The 18,536-nt window shown below is 31.1% G+C and carries 14 protein-coding genes; 7 read left to right on the top strand and 7 right to left on the bottom strand.

All coding sequences use genetic code 11. The features are described from left to right. Positions 1–39: 39 nt before the first annotated feature. The 4 genes from HA152_RS03190 (at position 40) to HA152_RS03205 (ending at position 6,285) form a co-directional block, all read left to right on the top strand. On the top strand, positions 40–3,936 hold the full coding sequence (locus HA152_RS03190) for a translocation/assembly module TamB domain-containing protein (RefSeq protein WP_209133494.1): 3,897 nt from the start codon (positions 40–42) through the stop codon (positions 3,934–3,936). A gap of 66 nt (positions 3,937–4,002) precedes the next feature. After that, complete coding sequence (locus tag HA152_RS03195; RefSeq protein ID WP_209133497.1) at positions 4,003–5,313, top strand: glutamate-5-semialdehyde dehydrogenase; 1,311 nt, start codon at positions 4,003–4,005, stop codon at positions 5,311–5,313. A gap of 11 nt (positions 5,314–5,324) precedes the next feature. Then, positions 5,325–5,687 (top strand): dihydroneopterin aldolase, encoded by a 363-nt coding sequence (folB, locus tag HA152_RS03200; RefSeq protein ID WP_209133499.1) that lies wholly within the window; start codon positions 5,325–5,327, stop codon positions 5,685–5,687. A 4-nt stretch (positions 5,688–5,691) separates the two neighbouring features. After that, complete coding sequence (locus HA152_RS03205) at positions 5,692–6,285, top strand: esterase/lipase family protein (RefSeq protein WP_209133501.1); 594 nt, start codon at positions 5,692–5,694, stop codon at positions 6,283–6,285. On the opposite strand, the gene HA152_RS03210 is transcribed toward HA152_RS03205, so the two are convergent. The 7 genes from HA152_RS03210 to HA152_RS03240 all read right to left on the bottom strand — a co-directional run bounded on the left by HA152_RS03210 (position 6,278) and on the right by HA152_RS03240 (position 15,347). Then, the gene (locus HA152_RS03210) at positions 6,278–8,365 is read right to left on the bottom strand and encodes a M3 family metallopeptidase (protein ID WP_209133503.1); all 2,088 of its coding nucleotides are present in this window, start codon (positions 8,363–8,365) and stop codon (positions 6,278–6,280) included. The two genes, HA152_RS03205 and HA152_RS03210, sit on opposite strands and share 8 nt — an antisense overlap. A gap of 13 nt (positions 8,366–8,378) precedes the next feature. Beyond that, a complete protein-coding gene (locus HA152_RS03215; protein ID WP_209133505.1) occupies positions 8,379–9,920 on the bottom strand; it encodes an NAD(P)H-quinone oxidoreductase subunit 4 in 1,542 nt (513 codons plus the stop codon). A gap of 79 nt (positions 9,921–9,999) precedes the next feature. Beyond that, the gene (gene thrB, locus HA152_RS03220; RefSeq protein WP_209133507.1) at positions 10,000–10,947 is read right to left on the bottom strand and encodes a homoserine kinase; all 948 of its coding nucleotides are present in this window, start codon (positions 10,945–10,947) and stop codon (positions 10,000–10,002) included. 5 nt (positions 10,948–10,952) lie between these two features. Next, the gene (locus HA152_RS03225) at positions 10,953–11,987 is read right to left on the bottom strand and encodes a glucokinase (protein WP_209133509.1); all 1,035 of its coding nucleotides are present in this window, start codon (positions 11,985–11,987) and stop codon (positions 10,953–10,955) included. Positions 11,988–11,998: 11 nt separating this feature from the next. Then, on the bottom strand, positions 11,999–13,915 hold the full coding sequence (gene thrS / locus HA152_RS03230) for a threonine--tRNA ligase (protein ID WP_209133511.1): 1,917 nt from the start codon (positions 13,913–13,915) through the stop codon (positions 11,999–12,001). A gap of 3 nt (positions 13,916–13,918) precedes the next feature. After that, complete coding sequence (trpS, locus tag HA152_RS03235; protein ID WP_209133513.1) at positions 13,919–14,935, bottom strand: tryptophan--tRNA ligase; 1,017 nt, start codon at positions 14,933–14,935, stop codon at positions 13,919–13,921. Further along, on the bottom strand, positions 14,925–15,347 hold the full coding sequence (locus HA152_RS03240; protein ID WP_209133515.1) for a hypothetical protein: 423 nt from the start codon (positions 15,345–15,347) through the stop codon (positions 14,925–14,927). The genes trpS and HA152_RS03240 overlap by 11 nt, the downstream gene beginning before the upstream one ends. Positions 15,348–15,512: 165 nt before the next feature. On the opposite strand from HA152_RS03240, the gene HA152_RS03245 reads away from it, so the two are divergent. The 3 genes from HA152_RS03245 to HA152_RS03255 are packed head-to-tail and all read left to right on the top strand — an operon-like array spanning position 15,513 to position 18,535. Next, positions 15,513–16,847, top strand: coding sequence for a YcjF family protein (locus HA152_RS03245; protein ID WP_209133517.1), 1,335 nt, complete (start codon positions 15,513–15,515; stop codon positions 16,845–16,847). Between the two features lie 20 nt (positions 16,848–16,867). Further along, positions 16,868–17,767, top strand: coding sequence for a metal ABC transporter substrate-binding protein (locus HA152_RS03250; protein WP_209133519.1), 900 nt, complete (start codon positions 16,868–16,870; stop codon positions 17,765–17,767). Positions 17,768–17,770: 3 nt separating this feature from the next. Beyond that, positions 17,771–18,535, top strand: a complete 765-nt coding sequence (locus tag HA152_RS03255; RefSeq protein WP_011818106.1) for a metal ABC transporter ATP-binding protein — start codon at positions 17,771–17,773, stop codon at positions 18,533–18,535. Position 18,536 lies beyond the last annotated feature (1 nt).

Consider the following 18,536-nt stretch of genomic DNA (forward strand, 5'->3'; position numbering starts at 1 on the left):
AGATCTCTAAATTTAAATACTAAGATACTTTTAGTAGGGATGCTTTTACCCTTAGGTTTTTTAGGCTCTTTTTTATTAAATAATTTTTTAAAAGAAACTTATAGTTCTAGGAAATTAGAACTAGAAAAAAGTCTTGAGATTCTTTTAGATAAAAATGTTGATTTAGGGGATTATGTCGGACTTAGATTTCTAGGTATTTCTTTGGGTAATTCAAAAATTAAAGATAAAAAAAATATAGATTCTGAAATTAAAGCTAAAAATGTATATGTGGGCATTATGCCTTTTAGATCTTTTTTAAAACAAAAATGGATTGTAAAAATAAGTCCTAAGGAAGCTGCCTTAAATATAGATAGAGATTTTTTTAAAAAAGATGATTCTTATAAAAATGCTCGAACCATACAAAAATCACAATCAAATTATGAATTGAATTTTAATTTAAATAAATATTCAGATCTGAAGTTTATTAAAGCAGGATTAAAAACAAAAGTGAAAGGTAATGTTATTTATAAGTCAAGAAATAGACAAATCATTGCAAATGTAAAATCAAATTTTGATGAAAAGGGTTTTTTAAAATTTAAATTAAATACAAAGTTAAATCAAGACTTTTTAAAACTGGATTTATTTTCTAATGGTCTAGATCTTAAGAATTCTGAATATATTATTGGGAGTAGAAAAATTAGCTTTAAAAAGGGTACTTTTAAATCTAACTTTAAATTTAATAAATCATCAAAGCGTACAATTTGTGAAGGAAGATTTTCTTTTACTAATTTAAAAATAAAACCAGAAGATTTCGCAGAGAATATAAATTCAGATTCAACTAGGTTTTTTTGTAAAGATAATAATTTAATTGTTAATTCAGAAAAATTAAATTATGGAACTTTGACTTCTAATTTTAATCTCAATGTACCATTTAATAAAAGTTCTAATAATATTGATCTAGTAGGAAGTATTGGATATATTAATAGCCTGAATCCAGATATCAAATTATCGGGTAATATGCCCTATTGGTTTGATAGAAGAGGTATTAATTTTGGTGATATAGATACTAGTTTCAAAGTAAATAGAACTCAATTATCTAATTTAAATATTTTCCGAAAAAATGATATAAGGGGTTTCATTACTGCAAAAGGAGAATTTAAAGGAAAAATTACTGATCCTAATATTTCTATAAACTTTAATGTTGACTATCCTCACTTTAAAGGTATCCGAATTCGAGAAACATGGGAGGGGGATATTAAAAATGAAAATAATGAATTTCTTCTAAATATGAAAAATAGATATTCTCCAATCCCTTCATTTCTTTCAATAAAGTTTGATTCTGATCTTAAACTAGATAATGCAAATTTTATAAGAGTTTTTAACTCAAATAAAGGGACTGTAGGTATAGTTAAAGAGGAGGATAGTTATAACTGGCGAGCGGATAATTTTCCTCTTGATGAACTTGAATTATCTTTAAACAAAAATCAATTCGATAGAATTGATGGAATTATTAATGGTGAGGGATCAATTTCTTCAGACCAGTCATACCTTGACGGGCGAATTGCTTGGAGTTTAGGTAAATATAGAAATATTAATCTAGCCAATTCATTATTTGATTTCAGTGTAAAAAATAATTATTTTTATATAAATTCTTCATTGTATCCAATTGATGGAGGAGTAATTGAAGTCGAATATGATGCAAATAAAAATAATTTTATTAATTCAAAATTCACGAATGTAAGCACTAGTTGGACTATCCTTACCGCAGTTGATATTTTTAACTTTGATAATAAAAAAATTATTCCCATAAGTAAATCCAATATTTTGGATGATTTGGAAATAAATAATGATAATAAATCATTTAAAGAAAGGATCGATCTTATAAATAACTTTATTGAAAATAGTAATGTGCTAGAGGACAAATTTAATTTGCAAAAATATTTAAATAAATTTAGTAGTAGATACAATGGGAAAATTACTATCCAGGGCGATAGACCAGTTAATTATAAATTGAATGCAAAATTAAATGGCTATCTTGATATACCTAAAGATGACTACAAGAATAATAAAGAGGAATTTTCTATAGATTTGGAAGGAGGATTATTAACAGGGCAAGGTTCTTTAATAATTAACAAATTACCATTAAGTACTGCAAATATCTTTCTAAATAAACCAAGGGATTTTCTTGGAGGATTAGATATGAATTTATTTTATGATCTTGATACAAAATCTTTCTCTAGTAAAATTTCTTCCAATAATTCATCAATTAAAAATAACACAATAATATTTGATAAAGGACTAGTTGAATTTGATAATTCTATTTTTGATATTGATTTTTCCCTTTTAATAAATGATTCTGAAATCCCAATTAATATTGAAGGATCAATACCTATAAATAAATCAGATAACTTAGATCTAAGATTTAATGGGAATGGAAAATTTATTGAGTTAATAGATATTTTTGCTGATGAATACTTTACCTTTAAAGAAGGTGATGTGAATCTTAGAATTATTCTAAAAGGCACCTTAAATAAACCTCTTTTAAATGGATTTGTCGTAATTAACGATTCTGAAATTGATATTTTCAACAATATAATAGAAGATATTAATAGCGTAATAATTTTTGATTTTGACTCTTTAGAGATTAATAATCTAAAGGCAAAGGCTGAAGATTCTAGTGAAATTTTTATAAAAGGGTCTTTGCCTTTTTATAGTAAAAATAATTCCGATAAGGCAAAAATTAATTTGATAACAAAAAGATTTACTTTAGAGAAAGATAATTTTAATTTTTTAATAGATTCAGATATCGATTTAAGTGGATCATTTGAAAGTCCTGTTTTGGGAGGTTCTCTATCTTTTAATAATGGATTTATTAATTTTAATAGCACCAATCAAAATAACAAAAAAGAAAATAATCTCATAAGAAAAGAGGATAAAAAAGATTGGCCAGAACTCTATTGGAATAATAATGAGAATATTGAAATAATATCAAATGAAACAATTTTGAATTCAGTTCTTTTAGGAGAAACTTTGCCTAATTATTTAAATAATTTGAGTTTTAATAACCTTAAATTAAAACTTGGACCAGAATTTAAACTCCAATATTCAGAGTTAGTTCAAGCTTATTTAGATACCAAATTAGACCTTACTATAAACGGTGAGGTAGGAAAAGATTTAAATGCTAGGGGTCTTATTTATCTTAAAAAAGGTAGAGCAAATCTATATACAACCCCGTTTAAACTTGATAAAAATAAAGATAATTATATTTTATTTGCATCAAGAAGTGGTGTAGTTCCATTTATAAATTTTTCTTTAATCAGTAAAGTTCCGGATTCTATAATACCTATAAGTGAAAATAATCAGGATTCAAATATATCAGGTGATCTTGATATTAATGCGACTTCTAGTGGTTTAGGATCATTTGGGATTGGCAATTCAAGGCTTATAAAAATTGAAGCATCTTATGAGGGATTTTTAGATCAATTATCTTTTGCTGATGAAAATAAAAGAATCCAATTAAGAAGTACTCCAAGTTATAACAGATCACAAATAATTGGTTTGATTGGAGGTAACTCTGCAAATTTAATAAATAGAGCATTTATTTCTCAACTTAATAATGCTGATGCATTTAGTGAAAGATTTCAGTTATCTCTATATCCAGCATTAATAGAAAATAATGATGCTTTAAATAATATTTTTTCCAATGAAAATTTAGATTTAGAGAATGATGGTCAATCATCTTCTAATGAGGAATTTTCTTCTCAAGCTTGGGTAGCCGAAATAGGTCTTGATATTACTGATGCAATAAATTTTGCCTTTCAAACGGTTCCAGGTAGAGATGATATTTCACCTTTAGGAATTTTGACTTTTCAGGCAAATCCAAACTTAGAATTATTAGGATCTTATGATTCCAATGGAGATTGGAAAAGTCAAGTTCAATTATTTTTTAGATATTAATTCAGAAAGAAATTTACTTTAAAGAATCGTTAATTTGAATTATTATTATATTAACTAAAAAATATTATGGCTAATATCTTTGAAGTTCCTCAACCAGGTAATGATCTTCTAGAAAAAGCTGAGAAAGTTCGTTTGGCATCAATAAAAATGAGTCAGACTGAAAATCAAAATCGAATTAAAGCCTTAAATTTTATGGCTGACTATCTAGAAAAAAATTCTAAAGAAATATTAGAGGCTAATAATGCGGATTATGCAAGTGCAGAAAAAAAGGGTATTTCTAGTGCTTTACTTTCTAGATTAAAGTTATCAAAATCAAAATTAAATTCAGGAATTGAAGGAGTAAGAAAAGTTGGAGACTTGGCTGATCCTGCAAATCAAGTTCAAATAAAAAGAGAGCTTTCAAAGGGATTGATCTTAGAAAGAAAAACCGTACCAATTGGAGTCTTAGGTATAATTTTTGAATCAAGGCCAGATGCCGTGATGCAGATTAGTTCATTAGCTATAAGATCAGGTAATGGAGTAATGCTAAAAGGTGGTAGTGAAGCTAATTTAACAAATACTTCAATAGTGAAAGCATTGCAAGAAGGTTTAAATGAATCAGGTCTTGATAAAAATGCAATATGTTTACTAACAAGCAGAAAAGATAGCATGGCGATGTTAAATCTTGATAAATACATTAATTTAATAATTCCAAGAGGAAGTAATCAATTAGTTAAATTTATTCAGGAGAATACAAGAATTCCTGTGCTAGGACATGCTGATGGAATTTGCCATTTGTTTATAGATTTTGAGGCAAATATAGAGATGGCTTTATCAGTCGCTTTGGACAGCAAAATTCAATATCCTGCGGCATGTAATGCTATCGAAACTTTATTAGTCCATAAAGATATCGCACCAGCTTTTTTAGAAAAAGCCATCCCTCTTTTTAATTCTAATAATGTTAAATTAATAGGAGACAAGAGATCAGTTGAATTAGGGTTAAAATATGAGGCTAGCCTAGAAGATTGGAAAACTGAATATTTGGATTTAATTCTATCTATAAAAATTGTTGATAATCTTGAGGCAGCAATCACACATATTCAAAAATATAGTTCAAAACATACAGATGGAATAATTACTGAAAATTCAAATACTGCCAATAAATTTATGAATGTAGTTGATAGTGCAGGTGTTTTTCATAATTGCTCTACTAGATTCGCAGATGGGTTTAGATATGGATTTGGCGCTGAAGTTGGCATATCTACTCAAACTCTTCCCCCAAGGGGACCTGTAGGTCTAGAAGGTTTGGTAACTTATAAATATTTCCTAAAAGGTGATGGGAATATAGTTGATGATTTGTCATCAGGAAAGGCTATCTATACGCATAAAGATCTTTAAAACTTTTAAAGATGGAAACTTTTTTAAAAATTGAGAATATTAAACTTTGGGCTAGGGTTGGCGTTCTTGAGGAAGAAAGAAAATTAGGACAACTATTTATTTTAGATATATTTTTGTGGACTGATTTTGAAAAATGTACAGTAAATGATGATATAGAAAAAACAATTGACTATTCAAAATTAGTTCAAATTTTAAAAGACCAATCAAAGAAAATATATTGTTTTACAATCGAAAAATATTCAAACGAAATTTTAGAAATCATTGATCAGGAATTTAAGCTTTCTAAAGTTAAAATTATTTTGACAAAATGTAATCCTCCAATCACAGGTTTCGATGGGAAGGTGTCAATAGAAAGAATTCTTGAAAATAATTAAAGTATTGGAAAAAAGAAATCCCATTATATTGATTCATGGTCTTTGGAATACTTCAAGTATTTTTTCTTCTATTACCTCAAAACTTGATTATATTGGCATTGAATATTTTGCCCCAACTCTTAAGCATTCATATGGAATGACTTCAATTCTGGATTTGACTAATAAATTAAACGAATTAATTTTGGAGAAATATGGTTTAGAAAAAGAAATCGATATCTTGGGATTTTCTATGGGAGGAATAATTGGAAGATACTGGCTTCAAAAATTTAATGGGTATAAAAGAACAAGAAGATTAATATCTATAGGTTCCCCTCACAAAGGAACTTTAATGGCTCAATTAATACCTAAATGCCCCTTTAGAGGAATATCCGAAATGAAAATAAATAGTAAGTTTTTAAGAGAACTCTCAAATAATGATTTTTTTCTTGATGAAATTGAGTGTATAAATTTCTTTACTTATTGGGATATGATGGTATTCCCTGGATGGTGGACAAATTTAAATTTTGGAAAAAAAATATCAGTAAAAGTATATATACATAGAAACCTTGTAAGGAATAAATCTGTGGTTGACAAAATAATCGGTGAAATTATCAAGTAGCTTCAGATAGACCTAAGTGCCTGATTAATGAATCAGTTTGTGGCTCTCTTCCCCTGAATAGTTTAAATATGTCTAATGGAGGTAAGCTTCCTCCTAAGCTAAGTATTGTATCTTTGAATTTCTTTCCTATTAACTTTAAATCTTCAGAGTTTTCTAGATCAGCTTCTTCAAACATTGAAAATGCATCAGCACTTAGAACTTCAGCCCATTTATATGAGTAATATCCTGCAGAATATCCGCCTGCAAATATATGACTAAAACAACAAAGAAAGTGATCTTCTTGAATTGGTTCAATAACAGTAGTTTGTTTTGCAATTTCTCTTCTTATCGCATCTGCTGTTTTACCTTCGTTTTTATCAATACTACTGTGCAACCTAAGGTCTGTAATTGCAAAATGTAGTTGTCTAAGAGTAGCCATACCACAATTAAAAGTTCTATTCTTAAGGAGCTTCTCAAAATTCTCATCGGATAATTTTTCTCCCGTTTTGTAGTGCTTAGCAATATTCATAAGTGTATTTTTATGAAAACACCAGTTTTCCATAAATTGACTTGGAAGTTCGACTGCATCCCACTCAACGTTGTTGATGCCAGCTGCTTGAGGAAAATTTACAGTAGTAAGCATGTGTTGAAGACCATGACCAAATTCATGGAAAAGTGTCTGAACTTCTTCAAAACTCATCAAACTAGGTTTATCTTTTGATGGTGGAGTCTGATTACAAACGAGATAAGCTACGGGGAGGGTCTTTTTGCCAACATTATTTTTATTCAAACATTCATCCATCCAAGCCCCTCCTCTTTTTGATTTAGGCCTCGAATATGGATCTAGGTAAAAAGATGCTATTTTCTTATCTTCTTTATTGAGGATATTAAAGAATAAGACGTCATCATTCCATACAGGAACCTCATCAGTTGCCTCAACCACTTTTATCTCAAAAAGCTTCTCACTTAATTTAAATAAACCTTTCAAAACATCATTTAGTGGGAACCAAGGTCTCAAAGACTCTTGATCCAAATTGAGCTTTTCCTTTCTAAGAAGTTCAGACCAATAACTAATATCCCATGGTTCAATATTCTGAGATTTTGGAAACCCATTAGCTTTAGAAAACTTATCGAGCGTTTCTAATTCAATTTTTGCGGTTTTGAATGCTGGGTCTCTCAATTCTTCTAAAAGGTTTTCTACCTTTTTAATTTCTTTCGCCATTTTCGTTGACAAACTTAGTTCAGCCCAATTTTTATAACCGAGAAGATTTGCTTTTTTTGTCCTGAGAGATAATATATCTTCAATGATTTGAGAATTATTTTTTTCTCCTTGAGACGCCCTGCTAACGAATGCCTTGTATAGCTTTTCTCTAAGATTACGCTCGGTGGCATATGTCATGAACGAAGTATAAGTTGGAATATCTAGACTTAATTTCCAAGGACCATTTTTAATATCAACTTCTTCATCTTTTTTTAAGTGATTGTGTGCAGAAATTGCCATCAATTCAAGTACTCGTTCAGGAAGACCATTAACTTCAGATTTTTTATTTAATATTAAAAACCATTCGTTAGTGGCATCAAGAACATTGTTACTGAATTCAGTTGATAGTTTTCCAAGCTTTTCTGAAATTTTGTTGAATTCTTCTTGATCATTCTTTTGTAGTGAAATTCCTCTATGTTGCATCTCAATAATTTCTTTATCTAAAATTCTGTTTTTAATTTGATCAAAGTTATTTGTTTCTTTAAGCTTGACTAAAGAATTGTAAATTATTTTGCTTTGCCCGAATTTATTACTCAAGCTAATAATCTCTGGAAGAAATTTTGAATAAATATCTCTTAAACTTTCAGAATTATTTACAGCATTTAGGTGACTTATTACTCCCCAACTCCATCTAAGAATTTCATTTACTTCATTTAAAGGATTTATTACCTTATCCCAATTTAAATCATTTTGAATCAAATAATTAGATAAATTTTTTTCTATGTTTTTAAATTCATTATTTATCTTTTCTAGTACTACTGGAAATTGTTTACTAATGCTTTCAGGAGTAAATTTTTTAAATTGTGGTAACTCTCCATATTTAAAAATTGAGGTATCCATTTTTTAAGATAATTTAATTAACTAAAGTTGGGATTAATCCAACTAATTTAGCTAAAGTAAGCTGCTGACTGAGAGCATTGGTTGAAGATTCATATAAATTTATGGCGATTTTGGGCCAAAAACCTATTACTAATGTAGGCAACAATAAACTGAAACCAATAGTCAATTCTCTACCATTCATCTCTTTAACTGTAGCTAGTGCTGGAATTCTAGGGCCAAAGAATACTCTCCTACACATTGATAATAGATATATTGGTGTTAGAACTAATCCTATAGCTGCAATTAGAATCGTGATTGATCTAAAGATAGAGCTAAAACCTTCTTGACTAGTGATACCTAAAAACACAGTTATTTCACTTATAAAACCGCTCATTCCGGGAAGTGCTAGAGAGGCTAATGAGCTTGCCAAGAAAAAAGCAAAAGTTATTGGCAAGACCTTTGCTAAGCCGCCCATATTTGGTATAGAAAGAGTATTTGTTCTTTCATAGAATGAGCCGGTAACAAAGAACATAGCTGCAGCAATAAGTCCGTGACTGATCATTTGTAGCATTGCTCCGCTAATCCCTAGAGCATCAACTGCTCCAATCCCTAATAGAACAAAACCCATATGACTCACAGAGCTACATGCAATTCTCCTTTTAACATTATCTTGAGCAAATGCATTAAGAGCTCCATAAATTATGTTAATGATGCCAAGAATAATTAGCGCAGGTGCAATTTGAAGATGTACTTCAGGTAGTATTTGAACATTGAATCGTAAGAGGGCATAACCTCCCATTTTTAAGAGTATGCCAGCGAGTAACATTGATACTGGAGCATTCGCCTCTCCATGTGCATCGGGTAACCAAGTATGTAATGGAAAGATAGGAAGTTTTACTCCAAAACCAATTAAAAATCCTAAATATGATAATAAAGCTAGGCTGCCCGTTACATGTTTATTGGTTAAATCAGTAATATTTAGAGTAAAGGTATCGCCACTCAAGGCAAGTGCTAACCCACTTATGAGTATTAATAAAGAAGCTAAAGCAGTATAAAGAATGAATTTAGTGGCCGCATATAATTTCTTTTTTCCTCCCCAAATCGCAATAAGAAGATATACCGGAACTAATTCAAGTTCCCATGCCAAGAAAAATAATAGGAAATCTTGAGAAAGGAAAACTAGTGCCTGTGCTGATGCTTGGACTAATAAAAGCGCAAAATATAAATTGGATTTTTTCTTGATTTTCCAACTAGCCGCAGCTGATAAAAAAGTAATTAACCCACTTAAAGCTACTAAGGGAGCAGATAGTCCATCTACGCCAAGAGACCACTCTAAGCCTATTGATGGTAACCAAGAAACTCTTTCTACCAGTTGTAAAGAGCTATCTAAAGTATTGAATTTTTGAAAAAGGACGCCGATTATTAGTAAAAAATCTATAAATAAAAAACTTAATGAGATATTTCTAGGGAGTGTATTATCTTCTCCTTCTTTTGAACTCAAGAAAGGCATAATTAATGCCCCAATTAAAGGCAGTAAAACAATAGATGATAGCCAAGGAAAAGATTCTAAATTCATTTATGTAATGAATAATTTTTTTATTCTAGTTGAAGTTGTACTAGCTTGAGACTATAACATTAAAAATGCCTAAGTAAAACTACTTACCCGAGATAGTGCTAAATTGGCTGCCGGTTGTTTGAACGTTTAAGAACGGCGCTCTGCTAGCTACACCTAAATTCTCCCATGCTTTCACCATGGCTTGACTGACGTTTTTACCATTTTCTTTTTTACACAAAGCTAAGATACTTGGTCCAGCCCCACTAATTGCGCATCCTAGAGCACCTGCATTTAGTGCTGCATCTTTAACTTCTAATCCACCCTTAATAAGCTTCCATCTGTACGGTTCATGCAGCTTATCAAACATTCCCTCTTTTATAAGTTCCTCATTTCCTGCTTTTAAGCCGTTTAGTAACAAAGTAAGTGCCCCCATATTTGTCACTGCATGAGATATAGGTACATTCTTGGGCATAACCTTTCTTGCTTCACTTGTGCTTAGACGAATTGCAGGTATTGCTACAACAGCTTTAATTGAATCGTGCCAATCACATCTAATGATTCTCCATCTTTGAGAAGAAGATCTGGCTGTCAAACAAAGCCCACCCAGAAGAGAGGGAACTACATTATCAGGATGACCCTCTATATCAATGGCAAGTTCAAGGAGTTTTTCTTTGGACAAAGGAGAGTTCATTATTGCATTTGCTCCGATTAAGCCGGCAACAATTGCTGTAGCACTACTTCCCAGCCCGCGTGCAGGAGGCACCGCCAACCTAACTCTTGCTTCAAGTGCAAAAGGATCCATATTTGCGCTCTCCCATACTTTCTGAGCTGCTCTAAAAACTAAGTTTTCAGGTCCTCCTCTTAAGTGATTGCCATCGGTACTTTCCATTATCAAATCAAATCTATCTCCACCACCTTCAATTCTTGTAAAAATAAATTCATTATACAAATCTAATGCTGCTCCAAGACAATCAAATCCAGGCCCTAAATTGGCAGTTGTGGAAGGCACTGTTACCCTAATTTTTTTACCTACTTCAGGAATAGACATTTTTTTTAAGTTTTTAAAAGCATTTTTGCTCTGCAGGCTGCACTAAAAAGTCCAAACTCTTCATCTAAAATTACTTTCATAGGTATTGTTTTAAGAATATCTGTTAATCTTCCCTTGTCGAAAAATTGTTTTAAAAATAAATCTGATTTAAAATTTTTGAAATGTTTTGATGCTGTTCCTCCAGAAATCCATAACCCGCCAAAGCACAATTCTTGAAGAGCAACATCTCCCAATAAAGAGGCATAAGCGCCTAACCAAATCCTCTCAACTTCAATCATTAGCTGATCCCCTTCTTTAGAAAGGTTACAAATTTTTTCAGGTAGTTCTTTTCTCGCAGCATCAAAAATTTTAATTTTTTTTAAATATTGTTGTAGAGGATGATCTTGGGCATCAGGTTTGGTTAGTCTCCATTCGGCAATTCTTGATAAACCAGTGCCACTAACAATTCTTTCACAAGATATCCTTTCAACTTTTAGGTAATTCTTAAGCCAAATCTTTAATTCCCATTCTAATCTTGACTTTGGGGAGTACTCAACATGACCACCTTCACTAGCTAAAACTTTTACCTTTTTCCCTGATATTAATCCTCTTGCAATGCCCAAGCCAGTTCCAGCTCCAACAATGGCATGCAAATCATTATTAACTCCTTCAGCATGGGATCCATTTTGGATAGTAGAGTATTGATTTTTTTTCAAAAAAGGTATTCCATAAATCTGTACAGCGAAATCATTTATTAGCTCGCAGCTTTTAAAATTAAATTTCCTCTGTAAAGCATTTCCAGAAATATTCCATGACAAGTTAATGATTTTTGCGTTGTTGTTAGATAAAGGACCAGCTACTGCGAAACATGCAGAAGAAGGATGAATAATATTTTTGCATTCTTTTTTAAGAAAATCCTCTAGGATTAGTTCAAAAGAACTCCAATCAGACGATATATATTTCTTTTTGAATATCAACTTGGGCGAATTATTATTTTTTTCTTTTTCGAAAATTCCTAATAGAACCTTTGTACCTCCTAAATCACAAGCGAGAAAATTCATATATTTAGAAATTATTCTATTCTCCCTTTTTTTTCAATTTGTTCATCCATTAATTTGAAAAGATTAGGTAAGTTGAAAATTCCTAAATTTTTTCCATTCAAAGCTCTTAAGGCGACTGAATCAATTTCCTCTTCTTTATCTCCAATAACTGCAATTAAAGGAACTCTGCCGAGAGTTGCCTCTCGTATTTTATATCCTATTTTTTCATTCCTAATATCAACTTTTGATCGGTAACCAGTATTATTTATTAATTTATTAAACTCTAAACACTTTTCAATATTTCTATCAGTAATGCTCAATAAGATTATTTGAAAAGGCGCAAGCCAAATTGGGAATTTTGCCTCATATTGTTCAATTAAAATTCCTATAAACCTTTCAAAGGATCCTAAAATTGCTCTATGAAGCATAACTGGATTTCTTTTTTCATTATCAATATCCACATAAGTTGCATTCAATCTAATAGGCATTGAGAAATCAACCTGAATAGTTCCGCATTGCCAAACTCTATTAAGACAATCTTTTAACGAGAATTCTATTTTTGGACCGTAAAAAGCCCCCTCCCCTGGTTGGAGTTCCCATTTTAGATTCTTATTATCTAGAGCTTTGGTAAGAGCCTCTTCTGATTTATCCCAAATCTCTTCACTGCCTACCCTTTTTTCAGGACGAGTTGATAATTTGATAATGATTTCATCAAAACCAAAAGTTTTATAAACCTCGAAAACAAGATCTATAAAAATAGATACCTCTTCTTGAATTTGCTCTTCTGTGCAAAAAATGTGCGCATCATCTTGAGTAAAGTTTCTTACTCTCATTAAGCCGTGCAGTGCACCAGAGGGCTCATTTCTGTGACAAGAGCCAAATTCAGCAAGTCGTATAGGTAAATCCTTATAACTTTTTAAACCTTGATTAAATACTTGAATATGGCATGGACAATTCATTGGTTTTATAGCATAAGTTCGATTTTCTGATGCAGTAGTGAACATATCGTCTCTAAATTTTTCCCAATGACCAGATTTTTCCCAGAGAGATTTATCAACAGCTTGTGGAGTTTTAATTTCTAAATAATCATTTTTTTTAAGTATTTCTCTTATAAATTTTTCCAGTACTTGGTAGATTATCCATCCATTAGGATGCCAAAAAATCATTCCTGGGGATTCTTCCTGGATATGAAATAGTGAATGTTTTTTCCCAAGTTTTCTATGATCTCTTTTTTCCGCCTCTTCAATTCTTGTTAAATAATCTTTGAGTTCTTTCTCTTTAGCCCATGCAGTTCCATAAATTCTCTGTAATGATTCATTCTCACTATTACCTCTCCAGTATGAGCCTGATAATTTTAGTAACTTAAAGTGTCTCAGATGTCTAGTGTTTGGAACGTGAGGCCCTCTACACATGTCGATATATTCTTCGTGCTTGTATAAATTGATGAGACCTTCTTCAGGAATTTCTTCAATTATTCGTAATTTGAAAGTTTCATCTCTTTCTTTAAAAGTTTTAATTGCCTCTGCTTTAGAAACTTGTAAAATTTCAACGTCATAGTTTGTTTTTATTAATTTATTAATTCTATTTTCGATTTTTATTAAATCTTCAGGAGTAAATCTGTATTCAGAAAAAATATCGTAATAAAAACCATCTTCAATTACAGGCCCAATCGCCATTTTAATATTAGGGTAAATTTGTTTAACTGCATGACCAATAAGGTGAGCAAAGGAATGTCTTATTATTTCAATTCCTTCTTTATCTTTTGATGTAATAATTACAACGTTGGAATCTTTATTTATAGGAATTGTCGCATCAAGAAGAACATCATTTACTTTCCCAGCAATTGTTGCCTTTGCTAATCCAGCGCCGATACTCTGGGCAATTTCTAGAATAGTTACAGATTTTTCGAAAACCTTTGTTGAACCATCAGGCAAGGTGATTATTGGCATAATTTATTTCTCCATTTCAAAGAATCCTAGTTTTGATTTAACTCTTTTTAAAGTCTGATTTGCTAAATCTTCAGCTTTTTCTTTCCCTTCATCAAGGATTTTGTTTAGTTGATATGGATCATTAATTAATAATTTATATTTTTTCTGAATAGGTTCTAGTGATTCAATAAGTTGTTCAGTAATTAATTTTTTAAATGTCCCCCATCCAGTCTCTGAGAATTCATTTTCACATTGAGAAATTTCTTTGCCAGATAATATTGAATAAATCATCAAAAGATTTTTAGATTCTGGCCTCTCAGGGTTGTTAAATTCAATTCCAATAGAACTGTCACTTTTTGCTCTTTTTATTTTTTTTGTGATTATTTCAGGAGGATCTAATAAGTTGATGCGACTACCCTCATTAGGATCACTTTTGCTCATCTTTTTTGAGCCATCACTTAAACTCATTATTTTTGAACCATTCTTCATGATGATTGGTTGAGGGATTTTTAAAATATTTTTATCTTTACTAAATCTGGCATTAATTCTCTGTTGCGCAATATCTCTTGCAAGTTCAAGATGTTGTTTTTGATCCTCACCTACTGGTACGAAGTCTGCGTCATAAAGAAGGATGTCTGCAGCCATAAGTATTGGATAGTCAAATAATCCAATAGATACATTATTCCCCTGTTGTATGGATTTCTCTTTGAATTGAATCATTCTTTCCATCCAATTTATTGGGGTCATGCAATTTAATATCCAACAAAGTTCTGAATGTGCTGAAATCTGACTCTGGACAAAAATTGAGCATATATTGGGATCTATCCCACATGCGACGTACAAAGCCGCAGTAGAGATAGTGTTTTTTGATAATTCTTTGGGATTATAAGAGGCTGTTATTGCGTGCAAATCAACTACACATAGGAATGTTTCATATTGCTCTTGCAGCGTAACCCAATTATTTATGGCCCCAAGCCAATTCCCAATATGTAAATCACCAGTTGGTTGAACTCCCGAAAGAATTCTTTTTTTATTTGCCATCCTCTTCTACTTCGCTAGATTGGATATCTTCAGTTGATGTACTTTTTACAGGTCTTGCAAAAGGGTCAGGTGCTGTTTTTTTCTTTTCTTCATAAGGATTTTGTGGTTGTCTACTCGGAGAAGAGTTTTTATTATTTTTTGCATATTCTTTGATTGATTCAATCAATTTTTCGTCTTTGATCATTTCGCTAAGTGTTCTAACAGAGAAACCCAGAACTGCAACGGTAGATCTTAATTGAAAGGCCTCTTGTATTGATTTAACAGCTTTCATTTCATTATCACTTAATCTTATGCGGAATCCTCCTCCATCTCTTCTTCCTCCGGATCTATCTCTGAAATTAGATCTTTCATTGTTAGAACGACCTCTGTAATTTTCATGTCCAGGATTATTGCTGAAATTAGAATTAGACATCTTGATGTTTCTTAAGTTATTTAAATAGTCTATTAACTTAGCATCTTCTTATGCAATAAGTCTTTTTAAAAGGCTTAAATTTTTATCTTTTGATTAACGACTTATGAAATTTTGCTTTTCTCATTCACAACTTGCATTAAAATAAGCTTAGAAAGATAAAGTATTGTGTTTGATATTAGTAATGACAACCTTTTTAAGGATTTCATAAAGTTTCCAAAAAGAAATCTTCTTATTATTTTATTATTGTTAGGTTTTGGGGAATGGTTTGTCAGTGACTTAATTCATTTTGCAGGAGGCTCAATAGGATTTTTTGCGTTGTGTTTGGGGGGATATTTTTACTTGAAGAATGACAAGCCTAAATTTAATGAGCCAAATAACTTAGATGGTTGGATAAATTTATGTAATGAAGATTTAAATTTTTTTGAAGAACTTGAAGCAACAAATGAATTAGAAAATCAGAATTCAAAAAGAAAAAAAATACTTGAATCGATTCTTAATAGATGTGAAAAAGAAAAAATAAGTTGCATTGGACAAAAAGATTATCAAAGTTTTCAATCTGTTTTGAAAAGTAATTTTAAATCAGATAAGTTTGACTTTGATTTATACGAAAAACTGCCTAAATACAATTCTTCTCAAGTTATTCCAGAAGAAGCTTTGAAGAGTGATGCAATCTTGTATTTTATAAACTTGCCTTTGTCGGCAAATGATTTTTTGTGGCTGGAAAAGTTTCCCAAAAATATGCCAATCTGGTTGGTGGCTTTAACTTCCAACCAAATAGAAGTCAAAAATCAGATAGAAGACCTAAAATCTCAAATTTCAAGTGACTTTATTAACAAAATTATTACTTTTGATGTGAATAAAAATGAAATAACAAACATACCTTTTTCCTTAAGGAAGTTTTTCATAAGTTCATCTAAAAATATTGAAAATACAAAAAAAAGGCTCTTGAAAGAACTTCATGTTGCCTGGCAATCTGAAATTGAAGGAATAAGAAGAATGCAGTTAAAAGGTATACAAAGAAAAAATCAAATTCTTGTTGCAACAACTGTTTTCTTATCTCCTATCCCATCAATTGATGTAATGGCAATGACAGTACTAAATTCTTTAATGATTAAAGAAATTAAGTCTATATGGGGATGTAATTGGTCTCCTGAAATTTTAGATAAAGTATCCAAGGAGATTTTAAAGACTGCAATTGCTCAGGGAGTTATTGAATGGAGTGGACAGACTCTAATTGGCATAACAAAATTACATGGCCCAAATTGGATTGTCTCTGGAACATTTCAGGCTGTCAGTGCTGCTTATTTAACAAGAGTAGTATCAAGTTCTTTGGCTGATTTTATGGCAATAACAAAAGGAGTAGAAGAACCTGATTTGGATTTCATAAAGAAAAATTCTGAGAAAATTGTTGAAAAAGCTTTTGAAAAAGAAAAAATAAATTGGAAAGTATTTATTTCTGATCTTAGAAAACCACTTATGAAACTATCTTTTAGTTCATAATCTAAGGATGAATGCTAAACATGAAAAAAAATATTATTTTTTTAAGTTTGATACTTCTGCTTTCTCTTGCTTCAGGATCATGTAAGAGAATATCAAATAAAAATGAAAATAAAGAAATAATACTGGCAAGTTTCACTGTTTTGGCGGACATAATTAGCAATGTCGCTAAAGATGATTTTATTGTTAGATCAATAACGAAACCTGGAGTTGAAGTCCATGGCTACCAACCAACTCCAAGCGATTTGGTAAATGCCTCTAATGCTTTTGTTTTTATTGATAATGGATTTGGATTTGAATTATGGGCTGAAAAATTTGTTTCTAATTTAAAAGTTAAAAGAATTACTGTCTCGGAAGATTTAGATCCTATTTTTATCAGTGAAGATTTTTATAAAGGGAAACCCAATCCTCATGCTTGGATTTCTCCAAAACGAGGGATCCTATACGTAGATATTCTCGTGGATTCTTTATCAGAATTGAGGCCATCCAAAAGGACATTATTTGAAGAAAATGGAAAAATTTATAAAGATAAACTATCTAAAATAGATAAAGAATTCTCACTTTTTATTAATAACTTAAATAAAGACAGGAGGTATCTAGTAAGTTGTGAAGGTGCTTTTTCATATTTAACAAATGATTATGGATTAGAGGAAGTTTATTTGTGGCCAGTTAATGCTGAGAGTCAAATTACTCCTAAAAGAATGGCAAGAACAATCTCAATAGTTAAAGAAAAAAATGTTCCATCTGTATTTTGCGAAAGTACTGTAAGTAACGAATCTCAAATGGTTGTTGCAAACGAAACTGGGGCTAATTTTGGAGGAAATCTTTTTGTTGATTCATTATCTGATGATAGTGGGCCTGCTAGTTCCTATATAAAAATGCTTGAGCATAATTTGGATTTGATAAAAAAAGGGCTTTTTTAAATTATGGAAACAATCAATTATCAAAACTTTAGGATTGAGGCAGAGAATATTTGCGTAGATTACAACGGTAAGGTGGCTTTGTATGATGCCAATTTAAGATTGAAACCTGGCCAGATTTGTGGGTTAGTAGGGATGAACGGGGCTGGTAAAACAACTTTTTTTAATGCTTTAACTGGCTTTGTAAATATTTCAAAGGGAAAAATTAGAATAAATGGAGAGTCAGTAAGATCTGCTCAAAAAGATCAGACAATTGCTTATGTACCTCAAAATGAGGGAATAGATAGTCAATTTCCAATAAGTGTTTGGGATGTAGTGATGATGGGAAGATATGGTTCGATGAATATTTTTAGGTGTCCTAGAGAGTCTGATGTTCAGGCAGTTAAGGATGCTATTGAGAGAGTTGATCTTACTGATCATTTATCTACACCTATTGGAAACTTATCTGGAGGTCAGAGAAAACGAACTTTTTTAGCTAGAGCAATTGCTCAAAGAGCATCAATATTACTTCTTGATGAGCCTTTTTCAGGTGTTGATATAAGAACTGAGAAACTTATCTCGGAATTATTTATTCAATTTAAAAATGAGGGGAAAACCATATTATTATCAACGCACGATATGATTCATGTCCGTGAATTTTGTGATTTGGTTCTTCTAATAAATAAAACTGTTGTAGCTTATGGGGAAACCTCTGAAGTGTTTACCCCTGAAAATATTACAACCACTTTTGGAGGGATCTCACCTGATTTCTTGTTTGGACCTGAATCCTAAA

The sequence above is a fragment of the Prochlorococcus marinus XMU1412 genome (assembly GCF_017696315.1).
Lineage (GTDB): Bacteria > Cyanobacteriota > Cyanobacteriia > PCC-6307 > Cyanobiaceae > Prochlorococcus_A > Prochlorococcus_A marinus_AF.

What these genes read in the sequence shown, in the direction of transcription:
- trpS (WP_209133513.1), bottom strand. Translation starts at nt 14,935, where the DNA reads ATGGCAAATAAAAAAAGAATTCTTTCGGGAGTTCAACCAACTGGTGAT.
- HA152_RS03195 (WP_209133497.1), top strand. Translation starts at nt 4,003, where the DNA reads ATGGCTAATATCTTTGAAGTTCCTCAACCAGGTAATGATCTTCTAGAA.
- HA152_RS03250 (WP_209133519.1), top strand. Translation starts at nt 16,868, where the DNA reads ATGAAAAAAAATATTATTTTTTTAAGTTTGATACTTCTGCTTTCTCTT.
- HA152_RS03215 (WP_209133505.1), bottom strand. Translation starts at nt 9,920, where the DNA reads ATGAATTTAGAATCTTTTCCTTGGCTATCATCTATTGTTTTACTGCCT.
- thrB (WP_209133507.1), bottom strand. Translation starts at nt 10,947, where the DNA reads ATGTCTATTCCTGAAGTAGGTAAAAAAATTAGGGTAACAGTGCCTTCC.
- thrS (WP_209133511.1), bottom strand. Translation starts at nt 13,915, where the DNA reads ATGCCAATAATCACCTTGCCTGATGGTTCAACAAAGGTTTTCGAAAAA.
- folB (WP_209133499.1), top strand. Translation starts at nt 5,325, where the DNA reads ATGGAAACTTTTTTAAAAATTGAGAATATTAAACTTTGGGCTAGGGTT.
- HA152_RS03190 (WP_209133494.1), top strand. Translation starts at nt 40, where the DNA reads ATGCTTTTACCCTTAGGTTTTTTAGGCTCTTTTTTATTAAATAATTTT.
- HA152_RS03225 (WP_209133509.1), bottom strand. Translation starts at nt 11,987, where the DNA reads ATGAATTTTCTCGCTTGTGATTTAGGAGGTACAAAGGTTCTATTAGGA.
- HA152_RS03240 (WP_209133515.1), bottom strand. Translation starts at nt 15,347, where the DNA reads ATGTCTAATTCTAATTTCAGCAATAATCCTGGACATGAAAATTACAGA.
- HA152_RS03210 (WP_209133503.1), bottom strand. Translation starts at nt 8,365, where the DNA reads ATGGATACCTCAATTTTTAAATATGGAGAGTTACCACAATTTAAAAAA.
- HA152_RS03255 (WP_011818106.1), top strand. Translation starts at nt 17,771, where the DNA reads ATGGAAACAATCAATTATCAAAACTTTAGGATTGAGGCAGAGAATATT.